This is a genomic window from Actinoplanes sp. NPDC026670, from assembly GCF_040638175.1.
Taxonomy (GTDB): domain Bacteria; phylum Actinomycetota; class Actinomycetes; order Mycobacteriales; family Micromonosporaceae; genus Actinoplanes.
Map to the genome: position 1 here is coordinate 1 of NZ_JBEZXU010000067.1, position 17,162 is coordinate 17,162.

Consider the following 17,162-nt stretch of genomic DNA (forward strand, 5'->3'; position numbering starts at 1 on the left):
GCGGGCGGCGGGTCGGGGCGACGGCGGGTGGCGGGCGGCGGGTCGGGGCGACGGCGGGTGGCGGGCTGCGAGTGGTGGGTGCAGGGGAGGCGTTGCCGGGGGAGGCGTCGTGGATGAGGAGGCGTGGGGTGAGGCTGCGAGCCCTCGTGGGGTGGTCAAGGGGTCAAGGGGGACAGGAGGGCTTCGGCTCGGGTGGGGTCGCCGGCTTCGGTGGCGGCTTCGGCGTCGGCGATCATGGACTGCCAGCCGGCCGGGGCCGCGCCGGCCGCCACCCGGTCGACGGCGTGGGCACGGGTGTCCTTGTCGCCGGTGTGCAGGCCCCAGCCGTACGGGAAGAGGGGCTGATAGGTCTCGTCGCCGACGTTGACCGGGACCTGTCCGGCCGAGCTCGGCCACGACACCGGCAGCCGCCCGGTGAACGGTTTCGTGCCGAAGAGCACGTCGGCGACGCCCGCGCCCTCGCTTCCGGGCAGCCATGACGCGACCAGGGCGTCGATCCGGCCCAGCTGGCCGGTGATCACCTGCGGGCGTCCGGAGACGATCAGGACGACACACGAGGAGACCGCGCCGCAGACCTTGTCGACCACCGCCCGGTCGGACGGCTGGAGGTCGAGCGACTTGGGCTCCCGCTGTTCCGCGGTGCCGTGCTTCCAGGGGGTGGCGCCGACGTCACCGAATCCTTCGGCGTACGGCGTCTCGCCGACCACGACCACACCGACGTCGCCGGCCTGGACGGGTGCGGACGCGTCGGCGCTGAAGGTCACCGAGGAGGCCATCGAGCGGATGCCGTCGAGGATCGTGGTTCCGGGGATGGTGTTGCCGTTGCGGCCCTGCCAGTCGACGGTCCATCCGCCGGACTGGCTGCCGATGTCGTCGGCGTTGCGCCCGGCAACGTAGATCCGCGCGTCCCGGCGCAGTGGCAGCAGCCCACCGGTGTTCTTGAGCAGCACCTGGGAGGCGGCGACCGCGTCCCGGGCGAGCGCCCGATGTTCCGCGGTGCCGACCGGTCCGGAGGCTGGAAACGGGTTCTCGAACAGCCCGAGCCGGAACTTGACCCGCAGGATTCGCGTGACGGCGTCGTCGATCCGGTCGATCGGCACGCGCCCCGCCCGTACCTCAGCCTCGAGGTTCTCTTGGAAGAGGGCCGCGGTGGCCGGCTCCATGAACATGTCGACGCCGGCGTTGACCGCGGCCCGGACCTGGGCCGCAGTGGGTTCGGGGGTGCCGGCCGGGGCGTCCGGCGGCAGCTGGTGGATGGCCTCCCAGTCGCTGATCACGAACCCGTCGAAGCCGAGCTTCTCCTTGAGGGCGCCGGTGATCAGCTCGCGGTTGGCGTGCATCTTGACCGGGCTGCCGGTCAGGCCGGCGCTGGAGAACGACGGCATCACGCTCCACACCCCGTGCCGCTGGACGGCGGCGGTGTAGGGCGCGAGCGAGAGCCGTTCGAAGTCGTCCCGGCCGGTCACGGTGACACCCTGGTCGATCGGGTAGCCGCTGTCCCCGGTGCCGTACGTGGTGTCGCCGTCGCCGGCGAAGTGCTTGACGGTGGCGACCACCCCGTTGCGCTGGAGCCCGTCGACGGCGCTGCCGCCGAGCCGGGCGACGAGGTTCGGGTCCTCGCCGAAGCTCTCGTAGGAGCGGCCCCACCGTTCGTCGCGGGTGACGCACACGCACGGCGCGAAATCCCACGGGATGCCGGTGGCCCGCATCTCGCCGGCGGTGGCCCGGTACACCTTCTCGACCAGGGCGGAGTCACGGGTGGCGCCGAGGCCGAGGTTGTGCGGGAAGACGGTGGCCCCGGGCACGTTGCCGTGACCGTGGACGGCGTCCACCCCGTACAGCAGAGGGATCTTGAGGGGTGTGGCGAGGGCCGCCTTCTGGAGCTCGCCGACCATCGCGGCCCAGGAGTCCGGGGTGTTCGGGGTGGGCGCCGACCCGCCGCCGGACAGCACCGAACCGAGCCGCCATCGTGTGACCAGGGCGGGGTCGCCGGTGACGGCGGCCCGTTCGGCCTGCGTCATCTGCCCGATCTTGTCGGCCAGGGTCATCCGGGACAGCAGGTCGGCGACCCGGCGTTCGACGGGCTGCCCGGCGTCGAGGTAGGCGGGGGTGTCCATGCGGGTGCCGGCCGACGCCGGGATGACCGCCAGGGTGAGCGCCGCGACGGCGCCCAGCGCGGCCAGGCGGAGACGTGGTCGCATCCGGTTCTCCTCGATGATGTCCTCCACGAGGGGAGAACGCGCGAGTGCCAGGTGGCGATATGCGGTTATCGCCCCGGTCCGTAGCGGCCTGGCGCATGCTGGAACGACGGACCTTCTCCACGGAGCTGACATGGCCGTATTGCTGATCGCTGAGGACGACGAGGACATCGCCCTGGTTCTGGTCAGGGTGTTCAAGCGAACCGGAATGACCGTGCTGCGGGAATCGGACGGAAGGGCAGCGTTCGAGACGATCCTGGAGCACCGGCCGGACCTCGTGCTCACCGATCTGGGCATGCCGGTGATGGACGGCTGGGAACTGATCGACGCGATCCGTGCCCATCCGGACGACGACATCAGGCGGATCCCGGTCGCCGTTCTCAGCGGTCACCTCCGGCCGGGCGATCCCCGGGCCGGGTCGGCGCAGGTCTGCGCGATCATGCTCAAGCCGTGCCCGAACGATCAGCTGCTGGCGACCATGGACGAGCTGGTCGCGATCGGTCCGCACGACCACGACGCGGCGGACAACCGATGCCCTGCCGATATACCCGTCTCGGTCTGAAAAAGTATAGAAAATCTGGCGGAGGGTAGAAGCTTGGAGCAGCCCGTGACCACGGGCCTGGCGTGAACAGGATCGGGCGGGTCATGGAGGTGCTGGACGAGGCCGCGGCCGCGCTGGACAACGGCGCCTTCCTCGGCGCCCTGCTGCAGAGCATGGACGCCGGGGTGCTCGCCTGTGACGCCCGTGGCCGGGTGGTCTTCGCCAACCGGGCGATGCGCGAGATCACCGGTGTCGGCCCGGACGGTCCGCTGCCGCCGGACTTCGAGGACCGGGCGTTCCAGCATCTGTCCACCCCCGACGCGCGGCCGATGACCCGCGCCGAGAACCCGCTGCTGCGCGCCCTGCACGGCGAGCACGTGATCTCCGAGGACATCCTGGTCAGCCGGCCCGGGCACCGGGTGCGGATCTTCGACACCAGCGCGCAGCCGATCCCCGGGCCGGGTGGCATCCCGCTCGGCGCGGTCGCCGTGGCCCACGAGGTGACCGCGCTGCGCCGGGTCGAACGGTTCCGGAACTGCCACATCGCCGTCGAGCACGTGCTGAAACAGGCGACCACCGCGGCCGAGGCGGCGCCCCACCTGCTGCGCGCGGTCACCGCCACACTCGGCTGGCCGTGCGCGGAGCTGTTCCTGATCGACGACGCGACCCGGCTGCTCCAGTCGGTCGGGCACTGGGACGCCGCCGGCATCGACCCGGAGGGCTTCTTCGGCCACACCCCGGAGTGGGGGCAGGGCATCACCGGGCGGGTCTGGAAGAGCGGGCGCCCGATCTGGGTGCCGGACATCGCGCTCAGCGCCGACCTGCGGACCGCCCACGAACGCGAGCGGGTGCAGATCTGCCTGCGCCGCGGGGTGCGGACGGCGCTCGCCGTGCCGGTTCGTGACGGCGGCAGTCTGCTCGGGGTGCTGACCTGCTACGCCGGCACCCAGGAGTACGAGCCGGACCTGCTCACCGTGCTGCTCGACGGGGTGGCCGCGCAGGTCGGCATCTTCGTCGCCCAGCGCCGCGCCGAAGGGCTGTCCCGTCAGCTGGCCCGCGCCCAGGCCGACTTCGTGGACCTGGTCGGGCACGAGTTGCGTACCCCGCTGACCTCGATCACCGCGAACGCCACCCTGCTCGCCGAGGACACCACCGGGCTCGACCCGGAGGCGCGGGAGATGACCCGGGTGATCGCCCGCAACGCCGAGGCGCTCCAGCGGATCGCCGACACCCTGCTCGACCTGGCCGGGCTCGACTCCGGGCACCTGGGCCTGGACGTCCACGAGGTCGACCTGGCCTCGCTGGTCGCCGACGCGGTGACCTGCCTGCGGCACAGCGGCGGCCGGCTCACCCTGGTCACCGAGGTGCCGGCGGTGCTCCGGCTGCCCTGCGACCGGATCCGGCTGCGGCAGGTCGTCGACGACGTGCTGTCCAACGCGGTCCGGTACAGCCCGCCGGGCGCGCCCATCCACGTGCGGCTGCGCAGCGTCGACACGACCGCCGAGCTGTGCATCGCCGACAGTGGCATCGGCACCCCGGAGGGCGAGCAGGCCCGGGTCTTCGACCGGTTCTTCCGCGGCAGCAACGTGCGCCACCAGGGCAGCTCCGGCAGCGGGCTGGGCCTGAGCCTGGCCCGCGCCATCGTGCTGCTGCACGGCGGCACGATCCGGCTGTCCGACAACCGGCCGTCCGGCACGGTGGTCTGCATCCGCCTCCCGCTGGCCGGCCCGGCCACCTCCTGACCGGGTTACGCGGCGCGGCGGCGGTCGAGGGCGTCCAGCAGCGCGGTTGCGCGGAGGCCAACGTTGATGCCGAGCCAGCGGGCCGGCTCCGGCTCCCAGCGGCGCGAGCGATGCCCGACCCACGGCAGGCGGGTCAGGTCACTGTCAATTCCCAAGATCAAATCCGCTAGGGTACGCCCGGCGAGGTTCGCGGCAGCCACGCCGTCCCCCACGTAGCCCCCGGCCCAGGCGATCCCGTCGCGCAGCCCGACCGAGGGCATCCAGTCACGCGGGATGCCGAGCGGCCCGCCCCAGCGGTAGGCGATCGGCGGGTCGATCCCGAACAGCTCGGTGATCGTCGCCCGCAGCGCCTCGAACACCTCCGGCACCAGGTCGTACTCCGGGCGGATCTTCGAGCCGAAGTGGTACGGCGCCCCGCGCCCGCCGAACGCCAGGCGATCGTCGGCGGTCCGCTGACCGTAGATGACCAGCCGTCGCTCGTCGGTGAACGTCTCCCGCCGGGCCAGGCCCACGCGCTGCCAGAACTCCTCGGGAAGCGGCTCGGTGACGATCATCAGGGAGTAGACCGGCGCGATGTCCCGGCGGTGCCCGGCCAGGCCGGCGGTGTAGCCCTCCAGCGCCCGCACGATCGTGGGCGCGGTGACCGTACCCCGCGTGGTCTTGATCTGTCCGGTCTTGATCTGCTCGGCGCGGGTGCCCTCGTGGATGGTGACGCCGAGGCGCTCGACCGTCTCGGCCAGGCCGCGGACCAGTTTCGCCGGGTGCAGGGCGGCGCAGTGCTCGCTGTAGACGCCGCCGAGCACGTCGGTGGCGTGGCAGATGGCCTTCGCCTCGCCGGCGCTGATGAAACCCGGGTCGCCCTGGGCCCGGCGTAACTGGACCGTGCTGCGGACCAGGGAGAGGGTGCCGCCCTTGGCGTAGTCGCAGTCGATGCCCTCGGCCGCGGTGACCCGGCCGACCTCGTCGACGGTGTCGCCGAGCGCGCGGTGCATGGCGGCCGCCGCGTCCGGCCCGAACCGGCGGGCCAGCTTGGCCTCGGAGACCGGGAAGAGGCCGGACGCCCAGCCGCCGTTGCGGCCGGACGCGCCGAACCCGCAGAACTCGGCGTCCAGGATCACGATCCGTTTCGACGGGTCGGCCTTGGCCAGGTAGTACGCCGTCCACAAGCCCGTGTACCCGCCGCCGGCGATGGCCACGTCGGCGTCCAGGTCACCGGCGAGCGGCGGGCGTTTCTCGATCGGGCCCAGACTGTCGAGCCAGAAGGAGGGGCTGTTCATAGATTTACCGTGTTCCCCAGGCGTAGGTCTGTTTGGCGAGTCGCAGGTACATGAAGGTGTCGGCCTCGGTGACGCCCTCGATGGTGCGCACCTTCTCGTTGAGGATGTCGAGCAGGTGCTCGTCGTCGGTGCAGACCAGCTCGACGAGCAGGTCGTAGCGCCCGGCGCAGATCACCACGTAGTCGACCTCGGGCACCTCGGCGATCTTGTCGGCGATGGTCCGCAGGTTGCCGTTGACCCGCAGGCCGACCATCGCCTGCCGGGCGAAACCCAGGGTCAGCGGGTCGGTGACCGCCACGATCTGCATCAGCCCGTTGTCCAGCAGCCGCTGCACGCGCTGGCGCACAGCGGCCTCGGAGAGCCCGATCGTCTTGGCCAGCGTGGCGTACGACATGCGGCCGTCACGCTGTAGATGCTCGATGATCAGTTTGTTCGTATCGTCCAGCGTCACGTCCGTCACGCCGCGATTCTTCCCTGGAACGCTTGACGTCAGCAAAGGGGTCGCCCGTCAGGTGAGCAGAGCGCCGCGAAGGATGTCGAGCCCGCGGCGCAGATCCTCGTCCGGAATGACCAGGGGTGGCAGGAAACGCAGCACATTGCCGTAGGTGCCACAGGTCAGCGTCAGCAGCCCGGCCTCGTGGCAGGCCTTCGACACGGCCGCGGTGCGGGTCGCGTCGGGTTCGATCGTGCCCGGGACCACGAACTCCATGGCGATCATCGCCCCCCGGCCACGGACCTCGGCGACACCCGGGTCGAGGTCGGTCAGCGCCGCCTTGATGGTTTCGCCGATGCGCCGAGCCTCGGCGTTCAGGTCCAGCTCACGCATGGTCTCGATGGCGGCCAGGGCGGCCGCGCAGGCCACCGGGTTGCCGCCGTACGTGCCACCCAGCCCGCCGGCGTGCACCGCGTCCATCAGGTCGGCGCGCCCGACGACACCGGCGATCGGCAGCCCGCCGCCCATGCCCTTGGCCGTGGTGATCAGGTCCGGCTCCAGGCCCTCGTCCTCGGACGCGAACCACTGCCCGGTCCGCGCGAACCCGGTCTGGATCTCGTCGGCGATGAACACCGCCCCGTTCGCCTTGGCCCACGCCGCGATCGCCGGCAGGAAGCCCGGCGCCGGCACCACGAAACCGCCCTCGCCCTGGATCGGCTCGATCAGCACGGCCGCCACGTTCGACCCGCCGACCTGCTTCTCGAGCACGTCGATCGCGCGGCGGGCCGCTTCCGGACCGGTCAGTCCGCCGTCGCGCAGCGGGTACGACATCGGCGCCCGGTAGACCTCCGGGGCGAACGGCCCGAACCGGTGCTTGTACGGCATGTTCTTCGCGGTCAGCGCCATCGTCAGGTTGGTCCGGCCGTGGTAGGCGTGGTCGAACACGACGACCGCGGGCCGCCCGGTCGCGTGCCGGGCGATCTTGACAGCATTTTCCACCGCCTCGGCGCCCGAGTTGAACAGCGCGGCCCGCTTCTCGAAGGTCCCCGGGGTCAGGTCGATCAGCTGCTCGCAGACCGCCACGTACGACTCGTAGGGGGCCACCATGAAACAGGTGTGGGTGAACCGCTCGACCTGCGCGCGGACCGCCTCGACCACCCGCGGGGCGGCGTTGCCGACGTTGGTGACCGCGATCCCGGAGGCGAAGTCGATCCACTCCCGGCCGTCGACGTCGGTGATCGTCCCCCCGCCCGCCGAGGCGACGTAGTGGGGGATCACCGAGCCGACACCCTTGGCGACGGCCGCGAGCCGGCGCTTGTGCAGTTCCTCCGAGCTGGTCACGGGTCAGGCCCCCACGTTGTGCATGACGTGCTTGATGCGGGTGTAGTCCTCGAACCCGTACACCGAGAGGTCCTTGCCGTGCCCGGAGTGTTTGAAGCCGCCGTGCGGCATCTCGGCGACCAGCGGGATGTGGCAGTTGACCCAGACGCAGCCGAAGTCGAGCCGCTGCGTCATCCGCATCGCCCGGCCGTGGTCCTTCGTCCAGACGCTGGAGGCCAGCGCGTACTCGACGCCGTTGGCGTAGGCGACCGCCTCGTCCTCGCCGCCGAACTTCTGCACCGTGATGACCGGGCCGAACACCTCGTTCTGGATGATCTCGTCGTCCTGGCGCAGGCCGGAGACGACCGTGGGGGAGTAGAAGTAGCCCCGGTCACCGACCTGGGACCCGCCGGCCTGGAGCACCGCGTGGTCCGGCAGCCGGTCGATGAACCCGGCGACCCGGGCCAACTGCCCGGCGTTGTTGACCGGCCCGTAGAGCACGTCCTCCTGGTCCGGGGCGCCGGTCTTGATCTCCCGGGCCTGCGCCGCGAGCGCCGCCACGAACTCGTCGTAGACACCGGCCGAGGCCAGCACCCGGGTGGCGGCGGTGCAGTCCTGCCCGGCGTTGAAGTAGCCGGCCTCGGCGATCGACGCGGCGGCCGCCTCCACGTCGGCGTCGTCGAAGACCACGACCGGGGCCTTGCCGCCCAGCTCCAGGTGGGTGCGCTTGAGGTCGGCGGCGGCGCTGCCGGCCACCTCCATGCCGGCCCGGACCGAACCGGTGATCGACACCATCTGCGGGGTCTTGTGGGTGACCAGGGCGCGGCCGGTGTCACGGTCGCCGAGGACCACGTTGAACAGGCCGGCCGGCAGGAACTCGGCGGCGATCTCGGCCAGCAGCACGCTGGTCACCGGGGTGGTGTCGGACGGCTTGAGCACCACGGCGTTGCCCGCGGCCAGCGCCGGCGCGATCTTCCACATCGCCATCAGCAGCGGATAGTTCCACGGGGTGACCTGCGCGCAGACGCCGATCGGCTCGCGGCGCACGTAACTCTCGAACCCGTTCATGTACTGCCCGGCCGAGCGGCCCTCCAGCACCCGGGCGGCGCCGGCGAAGAAACGCAGGTGGTCGATGGCCGGCGGCAGCTCCTCGCTGGCGGTCAGGCCGATCGGCTTGCCGGTGTTCTTCGACTCGGCGGCGACCAGCTCGTCGGCGCGGGCCTCGATGGCGTCGGCGAACTTGAGCAGGGCGCGCTGCCGCTCGCCGGGCGTGGTGTCGCGCCACTGCTGGAACGCGGCCGAGGCGGCGGTCATGGCCCGGTCGACGTCCTCGGACCCGGAGACCGGCGCCGAGGCGAACACCTCACCTGTGGACGGGTCGATGAGATCTTCGTACCGCCCCTCGACGGGCGCGACGGCTTCGCCCCCGATGAGGTTGTGCAGTACCGTCTTCGCGGTCATCCGGCGCCTCCAGCTGTGGTATCAGCGAATTCGGCCCCATCTTTTCTGCTGAATCCGTTGCGAACAAGAGTTCGCAGCAATATTTCCGTAGGAGCTGGGGCCGGTAATCAACCTGCCATCGAACGGTGACACACCCGCCGTCATCCGTGGCGGCGAACCGCCAGAACCGCGACGTCGTCGGTGGGCAGCGCGTCGGCCGCCTCCGCCATGACGGTAGCGCAGACGTCCTCCGGAGCGTCGGCCCGGACGATGGCGACCAGCCGGTCCAGCCCGATGTCGATCACCTCGCCGCGGCGTTCCACCAGGCCGTCGGTGTAGCAGAACAGCAGCGCGCCCGGCGCCAGCGGCACCACGGTGCTGCGCCGGGGCCGGTCCGGGCGGACCACCCCGAGCGGCGGGTCGACCGGGACGTCGGCCAGCCCGGCCGGGCCGTCCGGGGCGGCCAGCACCGGGCGCAGATGGCCGGCCGTGGAGATCACCGCCCGCTCCCGGCCCGGACTGATCATCGCGTAGAGGGCGGTGGTGAGGCTGCCCGCCTCGAAGTGCTGCACCTTGCGGTCCAGCAGGGTCAGCGCCTGGGCCGGATCGTCGCAGATCAGCGCGTACGCCCGGAGGGCGCTGCGGATCCGGCCCATCACCACGGCCGACGCGAGGCCGTGCCCGGACACGTCGCCGATCACCACCCCCAGCCAGCCGGACGGCAGGGCGAACACGTCATACCAGTCGCCGCCGATGCCCGTCGCGTGGCCCGGCACGTACCGCGCGGCCAGCTCGACGCCCGGCGCCGACGGCAGCCGGGCCGGGAGCAGGCTGCGCTGGAGGGCCAGGGCCGCCGCCTGGTCGAGTTTCGCCGACCGGATCCGCCCGGCCACCGCGGCCCGGTCGGCGACCAGCTCCAGCAGTTTCACGTCGTCGTCGCCGAACTCGCGGCGGCTCAGCGTGCCGACGTGCAGCACCCCGACCAGGTCCCGGCCGGCCAGGATCGGCACGCCCAGCAGCGACCGGACGCCCTTGTCGACCAGGATCGGGTTGACCACGTCGGCCGGGGTGACGTCGGTGAGCCGGACCGCGGTGCGGGTCGCCGCGATCCGGCCGGCGAACCCGCGCCCCACCGCAAGCCGGAACCCGGCCCGGACCTCCTCCTCCAGGCCCTTGGCCGCGGTCGCGACGAGCTGCTGGGAGTGCACATCGAGCAGCAGGATCGCCGCGGTGTCCACACCCAGCAGATCGCGCACCCGGTCCAGCAGCTCGTCGAGGAGATCGGAGGCGTCGAGCCGGGACAGCGTCGCATCGGTGACCGCTTCGAGCCGGCGCAGCCGCTCGTCGTCGTTGATGCGTGGGGGCACGAGGTCAGCCTAGTGTTCCGGCCGCACCTCCACCGGTGTGGTGAGGACCCGTCCGGGCCCGGCCGGCCGGATCGGCCCGGTCAGCTCGACGGTCGCCTCGCAGGGCAGGTCACCGGCCGACGTGCCGGCGAGAACCCGCAGCTCACCGGGCTCGACGATACGTTTCAAATCGCGGCCGGTGAAAGCCGTCCGGTCGGTGTGCACGTGGAACACGACCTCCGCTGCGGCGCCGGCGGCCAGCTCCACCCGCTGGAAACCGGCGAGCTGAACAACCGGACGGGTGACCTGGGCGACCGGGTCGGACAGGTACAGCTGCACCACCTCGGCGCCGGCTCGGCCGCCGGTGTTGCGCACCCGCACGGTCGCGGTGAACCCACCGTCGGTCGGCACCCGGTCGCCGGACAGCCGCAGGTCGCCGACCTCGAACGAGGTGTACGACAGGCCGTGCCCGAACGGGAACAACGGCGTCGGGTCGAGGTTGCTGGTGCCGGTGTGCACGGCGCCGAGCCGCGGCTGGAGGTAGGTGCCGGGCTGGCCGCCCGGGGTCCGCGGGATCTGCACCGGCAGCTTGCCGCTGGGCTGTACCCGGCCGGACAGCACACCGGCGATGGCCGGCCCGCCCTCCTCGCCGGGCATGAACGCCTGCACCAGGGCGGCGGCCCGGCCCTCGAAGTCGCCCAGCGCGTACGGCCGCCCGGACACCACGACCACCACCACCGGGGTGCCGGCGCCGAGAAGCGCTTCGACGAGATCCGCCTGGACGCCCGGCAGCCGCAGGTCGGCGGCGTCGCAGCCCTCGCCCGAGGTGCCCTTGCCGAACAGCCCGGCCAGGTCGCCGACGAACACCAGGCACACGTCGGCGTCCCGGGCGGCGGCCACCGCCTCGCCGAACCCGGAACGGTCGTCGCCGTCGACGGCGCACCCGCGGGCGTACGCGATCTCGGCCCCCGCGAACTCGGCCCGCAGCGACTCGGCCGCGGTCGGCAGCTCGATCTCCGGGTCGACCCCCGGATAGCGGGGGAGCACGTGGTTCGCGAACGCGTAGCAGCCCAGGAAAGTGCGCGCGTCGTCGGCGCACGGGCCGACCACCGCAATCCGCCCCGTGCCGGACAGCGGCAGCACCTCACCCGGGTCGAGCAGCACGATCGACCGTTCGGCGACCTCGCGGGCCAGCGCCCGGTTGCCCGCCGAGTCCAGTGTCACCCCGGCCGAGCCGGCCACCGAGTCCTCCGGGGTCCACTCCGGATCGAGCAGGCCGAGCGCCGCCTTCTGGGTGAGGACCCGGCGGGCGGCGCGTTCCACGTACGACTCGTCGACCTCGCCGGAGCGGACCCGGGCGACCAGTTCGGCGCCGTACCCGATGGTGTCCGGCAGTTCCACGTCGATGCCCGCCTCCAGGGCCCGGGCTCCGGCGCCGCCGTCGTCGGCGGCGATGCCGTGCATGCTCGCCAGGAACGGCACCGCCCAGTAGTCCGAGACGACCGTGCCGGTGAACCCCCACTCGTCCCGCAGCAGGTCGGTGAGCAGCCAGGAGTCGGCGCCGGCGGGCACCCCGTCGACGTCGGAGTAGGAGTTCATGACGGATCCCGCGCCATCGCGGACGGCGGCCTCGAACGGTGGCAGGATCATGTCGAGCAGCTCGCGGCGGCCCATCGGCACCGGGCCGTGGTTGCGGGCGCCGCGAGAGGCGGAGTATCCGGCGAAGTGCTTGAGTGTGGCGAGAACCCCCGAGCTCTGGAGGCCGCGTACGTACGCCGACCCGACCGTGCCGACCAGGTAGGGGTCCTCGCCGATGGACTCCTCGACCCGCCCCCACCGGTAGTCGCGGACCACGTCGAGCACCGGGGCCAGCGCCTGGTGCACGCCGAGCGCCGCCATGTCGGCGCCGATCGCGGCGGCCATCCGCTCGATCAGCTCCGGGTCGAACGTGGCGCCCCAGGCGATGGCGGCCGGATAGACCGACGCGCCGTGCATGGTGAACCCGGTCAGGCACTCCTCGTGCACCATCGCCGGGATGCCCAGCCGCGACGAGGCCATCACGATCCGCTGCTGGCGGACCAGTTCGGCGGTGCCCTCGGCGACGGTGATCGGGTAGCTGCCGTAGATCCGGGTGAGCTGGCCGAGGCCGTGCCGGCTGGCGTCCTCCAGCGCGGGCCCGCCGCTGAACTCGCTCTCCATCGGGGCGACCGAGTGCTCCGACTCCGGCTCGGGGCCGGCCGGGCCGGTGGCGCCCTTGTCCTTGCCGATCCACCGGCTGCCGAGCTGGGCCACCTTCTCCTCGAGCGTCATCGCGGCCAGCAACGCCTCGACGCGCTCGGGAACCGGCAGCGCCGGATCTTGCCAGGGATGTGTTGTCAACGAAACCTCCGAAACTTTCGATGCCGTCGAGCGGCAGGCCAGCGGGCTGCGGCGAACGGTGGCGCGCCTGCGGGCCGATGTAACTCTCGCGCTCCGGGCACGGTTCAGGCAAGAGCCTTGACACTCGTAACGGCGAAACCCTACGTTAACGAAACCTCGCGTTAATTTGCGGCTGTCATTCGAAACTTACGGCAGCGGCCCTCGCTCTAAATCTGCTTCTGACAACGGAGATCAGCGTGAAGCGCAGGAATTTCTTGACCCTTTCCGCCGGCCTCGGCGCCGGAGCGACGCTCGCCGCCTGTGGCACGTCCGGCCCGGCCGGCAGCGGCACCGCCAAGGCCGGCGAGGCCTCCTACTGGTTCCTCAGCGGCCCGCCCGGCGAGTCGGTCCGCACCGGAGCCGTCGACCGGTTCAACAAGGCCAACCCCAACGGCCAGATCAAGATCAACACTTTCCAGAACGACGCCTACAAGGACAAGCTGAAGACCGCGCTCGGCGCCGGCCAGCCGCCGACGATCATCTGGGGCTGGGGTGGCGGCGGCCTGAAGAGCTACGTCGACGCCGGCCAGGTCGACGACCTGACCGACTGGTTCGGGCAGAACGCCGCGGTCAAGGACCGGCTCTTCCCGTCCTCGTTCGGCCCGGCCACGATCAACGGCAAGATCTACGCGATGCCGGCCGAGACGGTGCAGCCGATCGTCCTCTTCTACAACAAAGAGGTCTTCGCCAACGCCGGGCTCACCCCGCCGCAGTCGTGGGGCGAGATCATGGACCTGGTGCCGAAGTTCAACGCCAAGGGCATCGCGCCGTTCTCCCTCGGCGGCCAGTCGCGCTGGACCAACATGATGTGGCTGGAGTTCCTCTTCGACCGGATCGGCGGCCAGACGGTCTTCGGCGACGTCTTCGACGGCAAGGCGAACGCCTGGAGCAACCCGGCCGCGATCGACGCGCTCACCAAGATCCAGGACCTGATCAAGGCGGACGGCTTCGTCAAGGGCTTCTCCTCGATCACCGCCGACTCCAACGCCGACCAGGCCCTGCTCTACAAGGGCAAGGCCGCCATGATGGTGCACGGCAGCTGGTCGTACGGAATCATCAAGGAGCAGGGCGGCTCGTTCATCGCCGACGGCAAACTCGGCTACATGAACTTCCCCGGTGTCGACGGCGGCAAGGGCAACCCGGAGGACACCGTCGGCAACGCCGGCCAGTACCTCTCCATCTCCGCCAAGGCCTCCGCGGAGCAGAAGGACATCGCCAAGAAGTTCTTCGCCAGCCTGCTCGACGACACCGAGCAGACCGACTGGATCAAGACCGGCGGCGTGCCGATCATCAAGGGCGCCGACGCCAAGCTCGCCTCCTCGCCCGACGCCGACTTCCTCAAGTTCGTGTACGGCGTGGCCAGCAACGCCAAGGTGTTCGCCCAGTCGTGGGACCAGGCGCTCAGCCCGACCGCCGCGGAGACCCTGCTGGACAACATCTCCAAGCTGTTCACCCAGTCGATCGGTCCGCAGCAGTTCGCCGACAACATGAACGCGGTCATCGGCAAATGACCATCGCTCCGCCTGTGGTGCGGACCGCTCCTCCCGGCAGCAGCAACGCCGGGGGGAGCGGGTCCGTCTCCTGGATGGCCTGGCCCGCCCTGATCGCCTTCACCCTGTTCGGGGTGATCCCGCTGCTCGGGGTGCTGGTGCTCAGCTTCAGCTCGTGGAGCGGGCAGACCACCGAGATCCCGTTCTCCGGCCTGGACAGCTGGCGGACCGTGCTCGCCGACCCGGGGCTGCCGCACGCGCTCTGGGTCACTTTCCTGATCATGGTGTTCTCCTGGCTGGTGCAGACCCCGATCTCGATCCTGCTCGGGGTGTTCCTGGCCGCCCAGCACCGCTACCGCGCGGTGCTCGCGGTGCTCTACTTCATCCCGCTGCTGCTCAGCCAGGCCGCCATCTCGATCACCTACAAGGCGCTGCTCGACCCCAACTTCGGGCTGGGCGCGGGGCTCGGGTTCGAGTTCCTCCAGCAGGACTGGCTCGGCGACGGCACCCTGGCCATCGGTGTCGTGGTGTTCGTGGTGTCCTGGCAGTTCATCCCGTTCCACTCGCTGATCTATCAGGGCGGCGTGCGGCAGATCCCGGCCTCGATGTACGAGGCGGCCCAGATCGACGGGGCCGGCCGGGTCCGCCAGTTCTTCAGCATCACCCTGCCGCAGCTCAAGTACACGATCATCACCTCGTCGACGCTGATGGTGGTCGGGTCGCTGACCTTCTTCGACCTGATCTGGGTGCTCACCGCCGGCGGCCCCGGCGACGCCACCCGGGCCCTGGCCGTCGACATGTACCAGCGCGGTTTCAAGGCCAACCTGATGGGCCCGGCCAGCGCCATCGCCGTCATCCTGGTGCTGTGCGGCCTGCTGCTGGCGCTCGGGCTGCGCCGGCTCGGCGGCCGCGACCAGGCCGACAGCCAGCTGGAAGGAGTCTGAGATGGCCACGATGCTGGACAGCCGTACCCCGCCGCCGGTCCTGAAGGATTCTCCGGTGAAGGGCCGTCGCCGTTTCCACCCACTGCACTGGAACTTCGCCGGTGGCCTGGCCGGCTGGCTGTGGCTGGCGATCGTGGTGGTGCCGATCTACTGGATCGTGATCACCAGCCTCAAGCTCCAGGACGACTACTACGACACCAACCCGCTCGCCCCGCCGTCCGACCCGACGCTGGAGAACTACCGGTTCGTTCTGGAGAACGACTTCGTCAGGTACTTCATGAACAGCGTCCTGGTCACCGTCGGCGCGGTCGGCCCGGCGGTGATCGTGTCGTTCATGGCGGCCTACGCGATCATCCGCGGCGGCGCCGGCAGCCGGTTCCTGCGCGCGGTCAACGGCCTGTTCCTGATGGGCCTGGCGATCCCGCTGCAGGCGGTCATCATCCCGATCTACCTGATCATCATCAGGATCCAGATGTACGACACCCTCGGCGCGATCATCATGCCCTCGCTGGCGTTCGCGATCCCGCTGAGTGTGCTGGTCCTGGCGAACTTCATCCGCGACGTGCCGAAGGAGCTCTTCGAGTCGATGCGGATGGACGGCGCCACCGAGTGGGGCACCCTGTGGCGGCTCGCCTTCCCGCTCACCCGGCCGGCCCTGGTGACCGTCACCATCTACCAGGGCCTGACCGTGTGGAACGGGTTCGTGCTCCCGCTGATCCTCACCCAGAGCCCGGAGCAGCGGACCCTGCCGCTCGCCCTCTGGGAGTTCCAGGGCCAGTTCAGCGTCAACATCCCGGCCGTGCTGGCCGCGGTGGTGCTGACGACACTGCCGATCCTCACCCTTTACGCGATCGGGCGCCGCCAGCTACTGAGCGGCCTGACCGCCGGATTCGGCAAGTGACCTGGTGCTCTCCCGCACCATGAGCTTGGTGGCCAGCTCCACCCGGGGGGTCTCGATGGCCTCGCCGCGCGACAGCCGCAACACGGTCCGCGCGGCGAGCCCGCCCATCTCGGCCAGCGGCTGCCGGATCGTGGTCAGCGGCGGCGACGACCACCGCGACTCGGGCAGGTCGTCGAAACCGACCACGCTCAGCTGATCGGGCACCCGCAGCCCACGCCGCCGGGCCGCCTCGCACACGCCGAGCGCCATCAGGTCGCTGGAGGCGAAGACCGCGGTCGGCCGGTCGGGCAGGTCGAGCAGCCGGTTGCCGGCCAGGAAACCCGCCTCGTGCCGGAAGTCGCCGGTGGTGATCAGCTCCTCGTCGACCCGGACCCCGGCCGCCTCCATCGCGGCCCGGTAACCGTCCAGCCGGGCCCGGCTGCACAGCAGGTGGCTCGGGCCGGCCACGAACCCGATCCGCCGGTGCCCCAGCGCCAGCAGATGATCGGTGGCGGTGCGCCCGCCGGACCAGTTGGTCGCCCCGATCGTCGGCACGTCGGACGCCACCCCGCCGGCCGGGTCGATGATCACCACGGGCACCTTGAGCCGGTGCAGCTCGCTGTGCACCGGCTCGGCCACGTCCGAGGTCACGAAGATGACGCCGTCGGACGCGCGGGCCCGCAGGTTCTGCAGCCACTGCCGGGTCGCGGTGCTGCGCCGGTGCACCTGGGACACCACGGTCCCGACGCCGGCCGCATGTGTGATGTCCTCGACACCGCGCACCAGCTCCAGCGCCCACGGGCTGTCCAGGTCGTTGAAAACCAGGTCGACCAGCCGGGCACGCCCGGAATGCCGAGAGTTGCGAGGACGGTAGTCGTGCTCTCGCAGCAGTCGCTCGATCAGCTCACGGGTGCCGGGGGACACGTCCGAGCGACCATTGAGCACCCGAGACACCGTCGGCACGGAAACCCCCGCGGCCTCCGCGATCGCGGCGATCGTCACTCTTCCCCTGCCAGTGGCCACAGGGCTGCTCCTTACCGCCGGACCATCTCGGCTGGAACTTTCGGAAACCGGCATCGGAATTCTGCCATGTCCAGCCCGAAGGGAAAATGCCTGGTGGGGCTGGGATCGCT

Annotated in this window: 13 protein-coding genes; 5 read left to right on the top strand and 8 right to left on the bottom strand. The window is 71.1% G+C overall.

Annotation, left to right across the window (positions count from 1 at the left end):
- Window positions 1-155: 155 nt before the first annotated feature.
- Window positions 156-2,201, bottom strand: coding sequence for a glycoside hydrolase family 3 protein (locus AB0E94_RS41905; RefSeq protein ID WP_360338364.1), 2,046 nt, complete (start codon window positions 2,199-2,201; stop codon window positions 156-158).
- A 130-nt stretch (window positions 2,202-2,331) separates the two neighbouring features.
- On the opposite strand from AB0E94_RS41905, the gene AB0E94_RS41910 reads away from it, so the two are divergent.
- On the top strand, window positions 2,332-2,760 hold the full coding sequence (locus AB0E94_RS41910; protein WP_360338367.1) for a response regulator: 429 nt from the start codon (window positions 2,332-2,334) through the stop codon (window positions 2,758-2,760).
- Between the two features lie 62 nt (window positions 2,761-2,822).
- The gene (locus tag AB0E94_RS41915; protein ID WP_360338370.1) at window positions 2,823-4,481 is read left to right on the top strand and encodes an ATP-binding protein; all 1,659 of its coding nucleotides are present in this window, start codon (window positions 2,823-2,825) and stop codon (window positions 4,479-4,481) included.
- 5 nt (window positions 4,482-4,486) lie between these two features.
- Here the strand turns inward: AB0E94_RS41915 and AB0E94_RS41920 are convergent, their stop codons facing one another.
- The 6 genes from AB0E94_RS41920 to AB0E94_RS41945 form a co-directional block, all read right to left on the bottom strand.
- The gene (locus AB0E94_RS41920) at window positions 4,487-5,758 is read right to left on the bottom strand and encodes an FAD-binding oxidoreductase (RefSeq protein ID WP_360338373.1); all 1,272 of its coding nucleotides are present in this window, start codon (window positions 5,756-5,758) and stop codon (window positions 4,487-4,489) included.
- Between the two features lie 4 nt (window positions 5,759-5,762).
- Window positions 5,763-6,218 carry an Lrp/AsnC family transcriptional regulator gene (locus AB0E94_RS41925; protein ID WP_360338376.1) on the bottom strand — a complete coding sequence of 152 codons (456 nt, stop codon included), beginning with the start codon at window positions 6,216-6,218 and terminating at the stop codon, window positions 5,763-5,765.
- 48 nt (window positions 6,219-6,266) lie between these two features.
- Complete coding sequence (gene gabT, locus AB0E94_RS41930) at window positions 6,267-7,532, bottom strand: 4-aminobutyrate--2-oxoglutarate transaminase (RefSeq protein ID WP_360338379.1); 1,266 nt, start codon at window positions 7,530-7,532, stop codon at window positions 6,267-6,269.
- A 3-nt stretch (window positions 7,533-7,535) separates the two neighbouring features.
- Window positions 7,536-8,972 (bottom strand): gamma-aminobutyraldehyde dehydrogenase, encoded by a 1,437-nt coding sequence (locus AB0E94_RS41935; RefSeq protein WP_360338382.1) that lies wholly within the window; start codon window positions 8,970-8,972, stop codon window positions 7,536-7,538.
- A 140-nt stretch (window positions 8,973-9,112) separates the two neighbouring features.
- Entirely contained in the window at window positions 9,113-10,318 is a 1,206-nt protein-coding gene (locus AB0E94_RS41940) for a GAF domain-containing SpoIIE family protein phosphatase (RefSeq protein WP_360338385.1), read from the bottom strand.
- A 9-nt stretch (window positions 10,319-10,327) separates the two neighbouring features.
- On the bottom strand, window positions 10,328-12,676 hold the full coding sequence (locus AB0E94_RS41945; protein WP_360338388.1) for a glycoside hydrolase family 3 N-terminal domain-containing protein: 2,349 nt from the start codon (window positions 12,674-12,676) through the stop codon (window positions 10,328-10,330).
- Between the two features lie 236 nt (window positions 12,677-12,912).
- On the opposite strand from AB0E94_RS41945, the gene AB0E94_RS41950 reads away from it, so the two are divergent.
- Genes AB0E94_RS41950 through AB0E94_RS41960 form a run of 3 tightly spaced genes read left to right on the top strand, consistent with a single transcriptional unit; the run spans window position 12,913 to window position 16,050 of the window.
- The gene (locus AB0E94_RS41950; RefSeq protein WP_360338391.1) at window positions 12,913-14,226 is read left to right on the top strand and encodes a substrate-binding domain-containing protein; all 1,314 of its coding nucleotides are present in this window, start codon (window positions 12,913-12,915) and stop codon (window positions 14,224-14,226) included.
- Window positions 14,223-15,149 carry a sugar ABC transporter permease gene (locus tag AB0E94_RS41955; protein WP_360338394.1) on the top strand — a complete coding sequence of 309 codons (927 nt, stop codon included), beginning with the start codon at window positions 14,223-14,225 and terminating at the stop codon, window positions 15,147-15,149. The genes AB0E94_RS41950 and AB0E94_RS41955 overlap by 4 nt, the downstream gene beginning before the upstream one ends.
- 1 nt (window position 15,150) lies before the next feature.
- A complete protein-coding gene (locus tag AB0E94_RS41960; RefSeq protein WP_360338397.1) occupies window positions 15,151-16,050 on the top strand; it encodes a carbohydrate ABC transporter permease in 900 nt (299 codons plus the stop codon).
- On the opposite strand, the gene AB0E94_RS41965 is transcribed toward AB0E94_RS41960, so the two are convergent.
- Window positions 16,015-17,052: a LacI family DNA-binding transcriptional regulator gene (locus AB0E94_RS41965; RefSeq protein WP_360338400.1), complete on the bottom strand. Its 1,038-nt coding sequence runs from the start codon at window positions 17,050-17,052 to the stop codon at window positions 16,015-16,017. The two genes, AB0E94_RS41960 and AB0E94_RS41965, sit on opposite strands and share 36 nt — an antisense overlap.
- Between the last annotated feature and the right edge of the window lie 110 nt (window positions 17,053-17,162).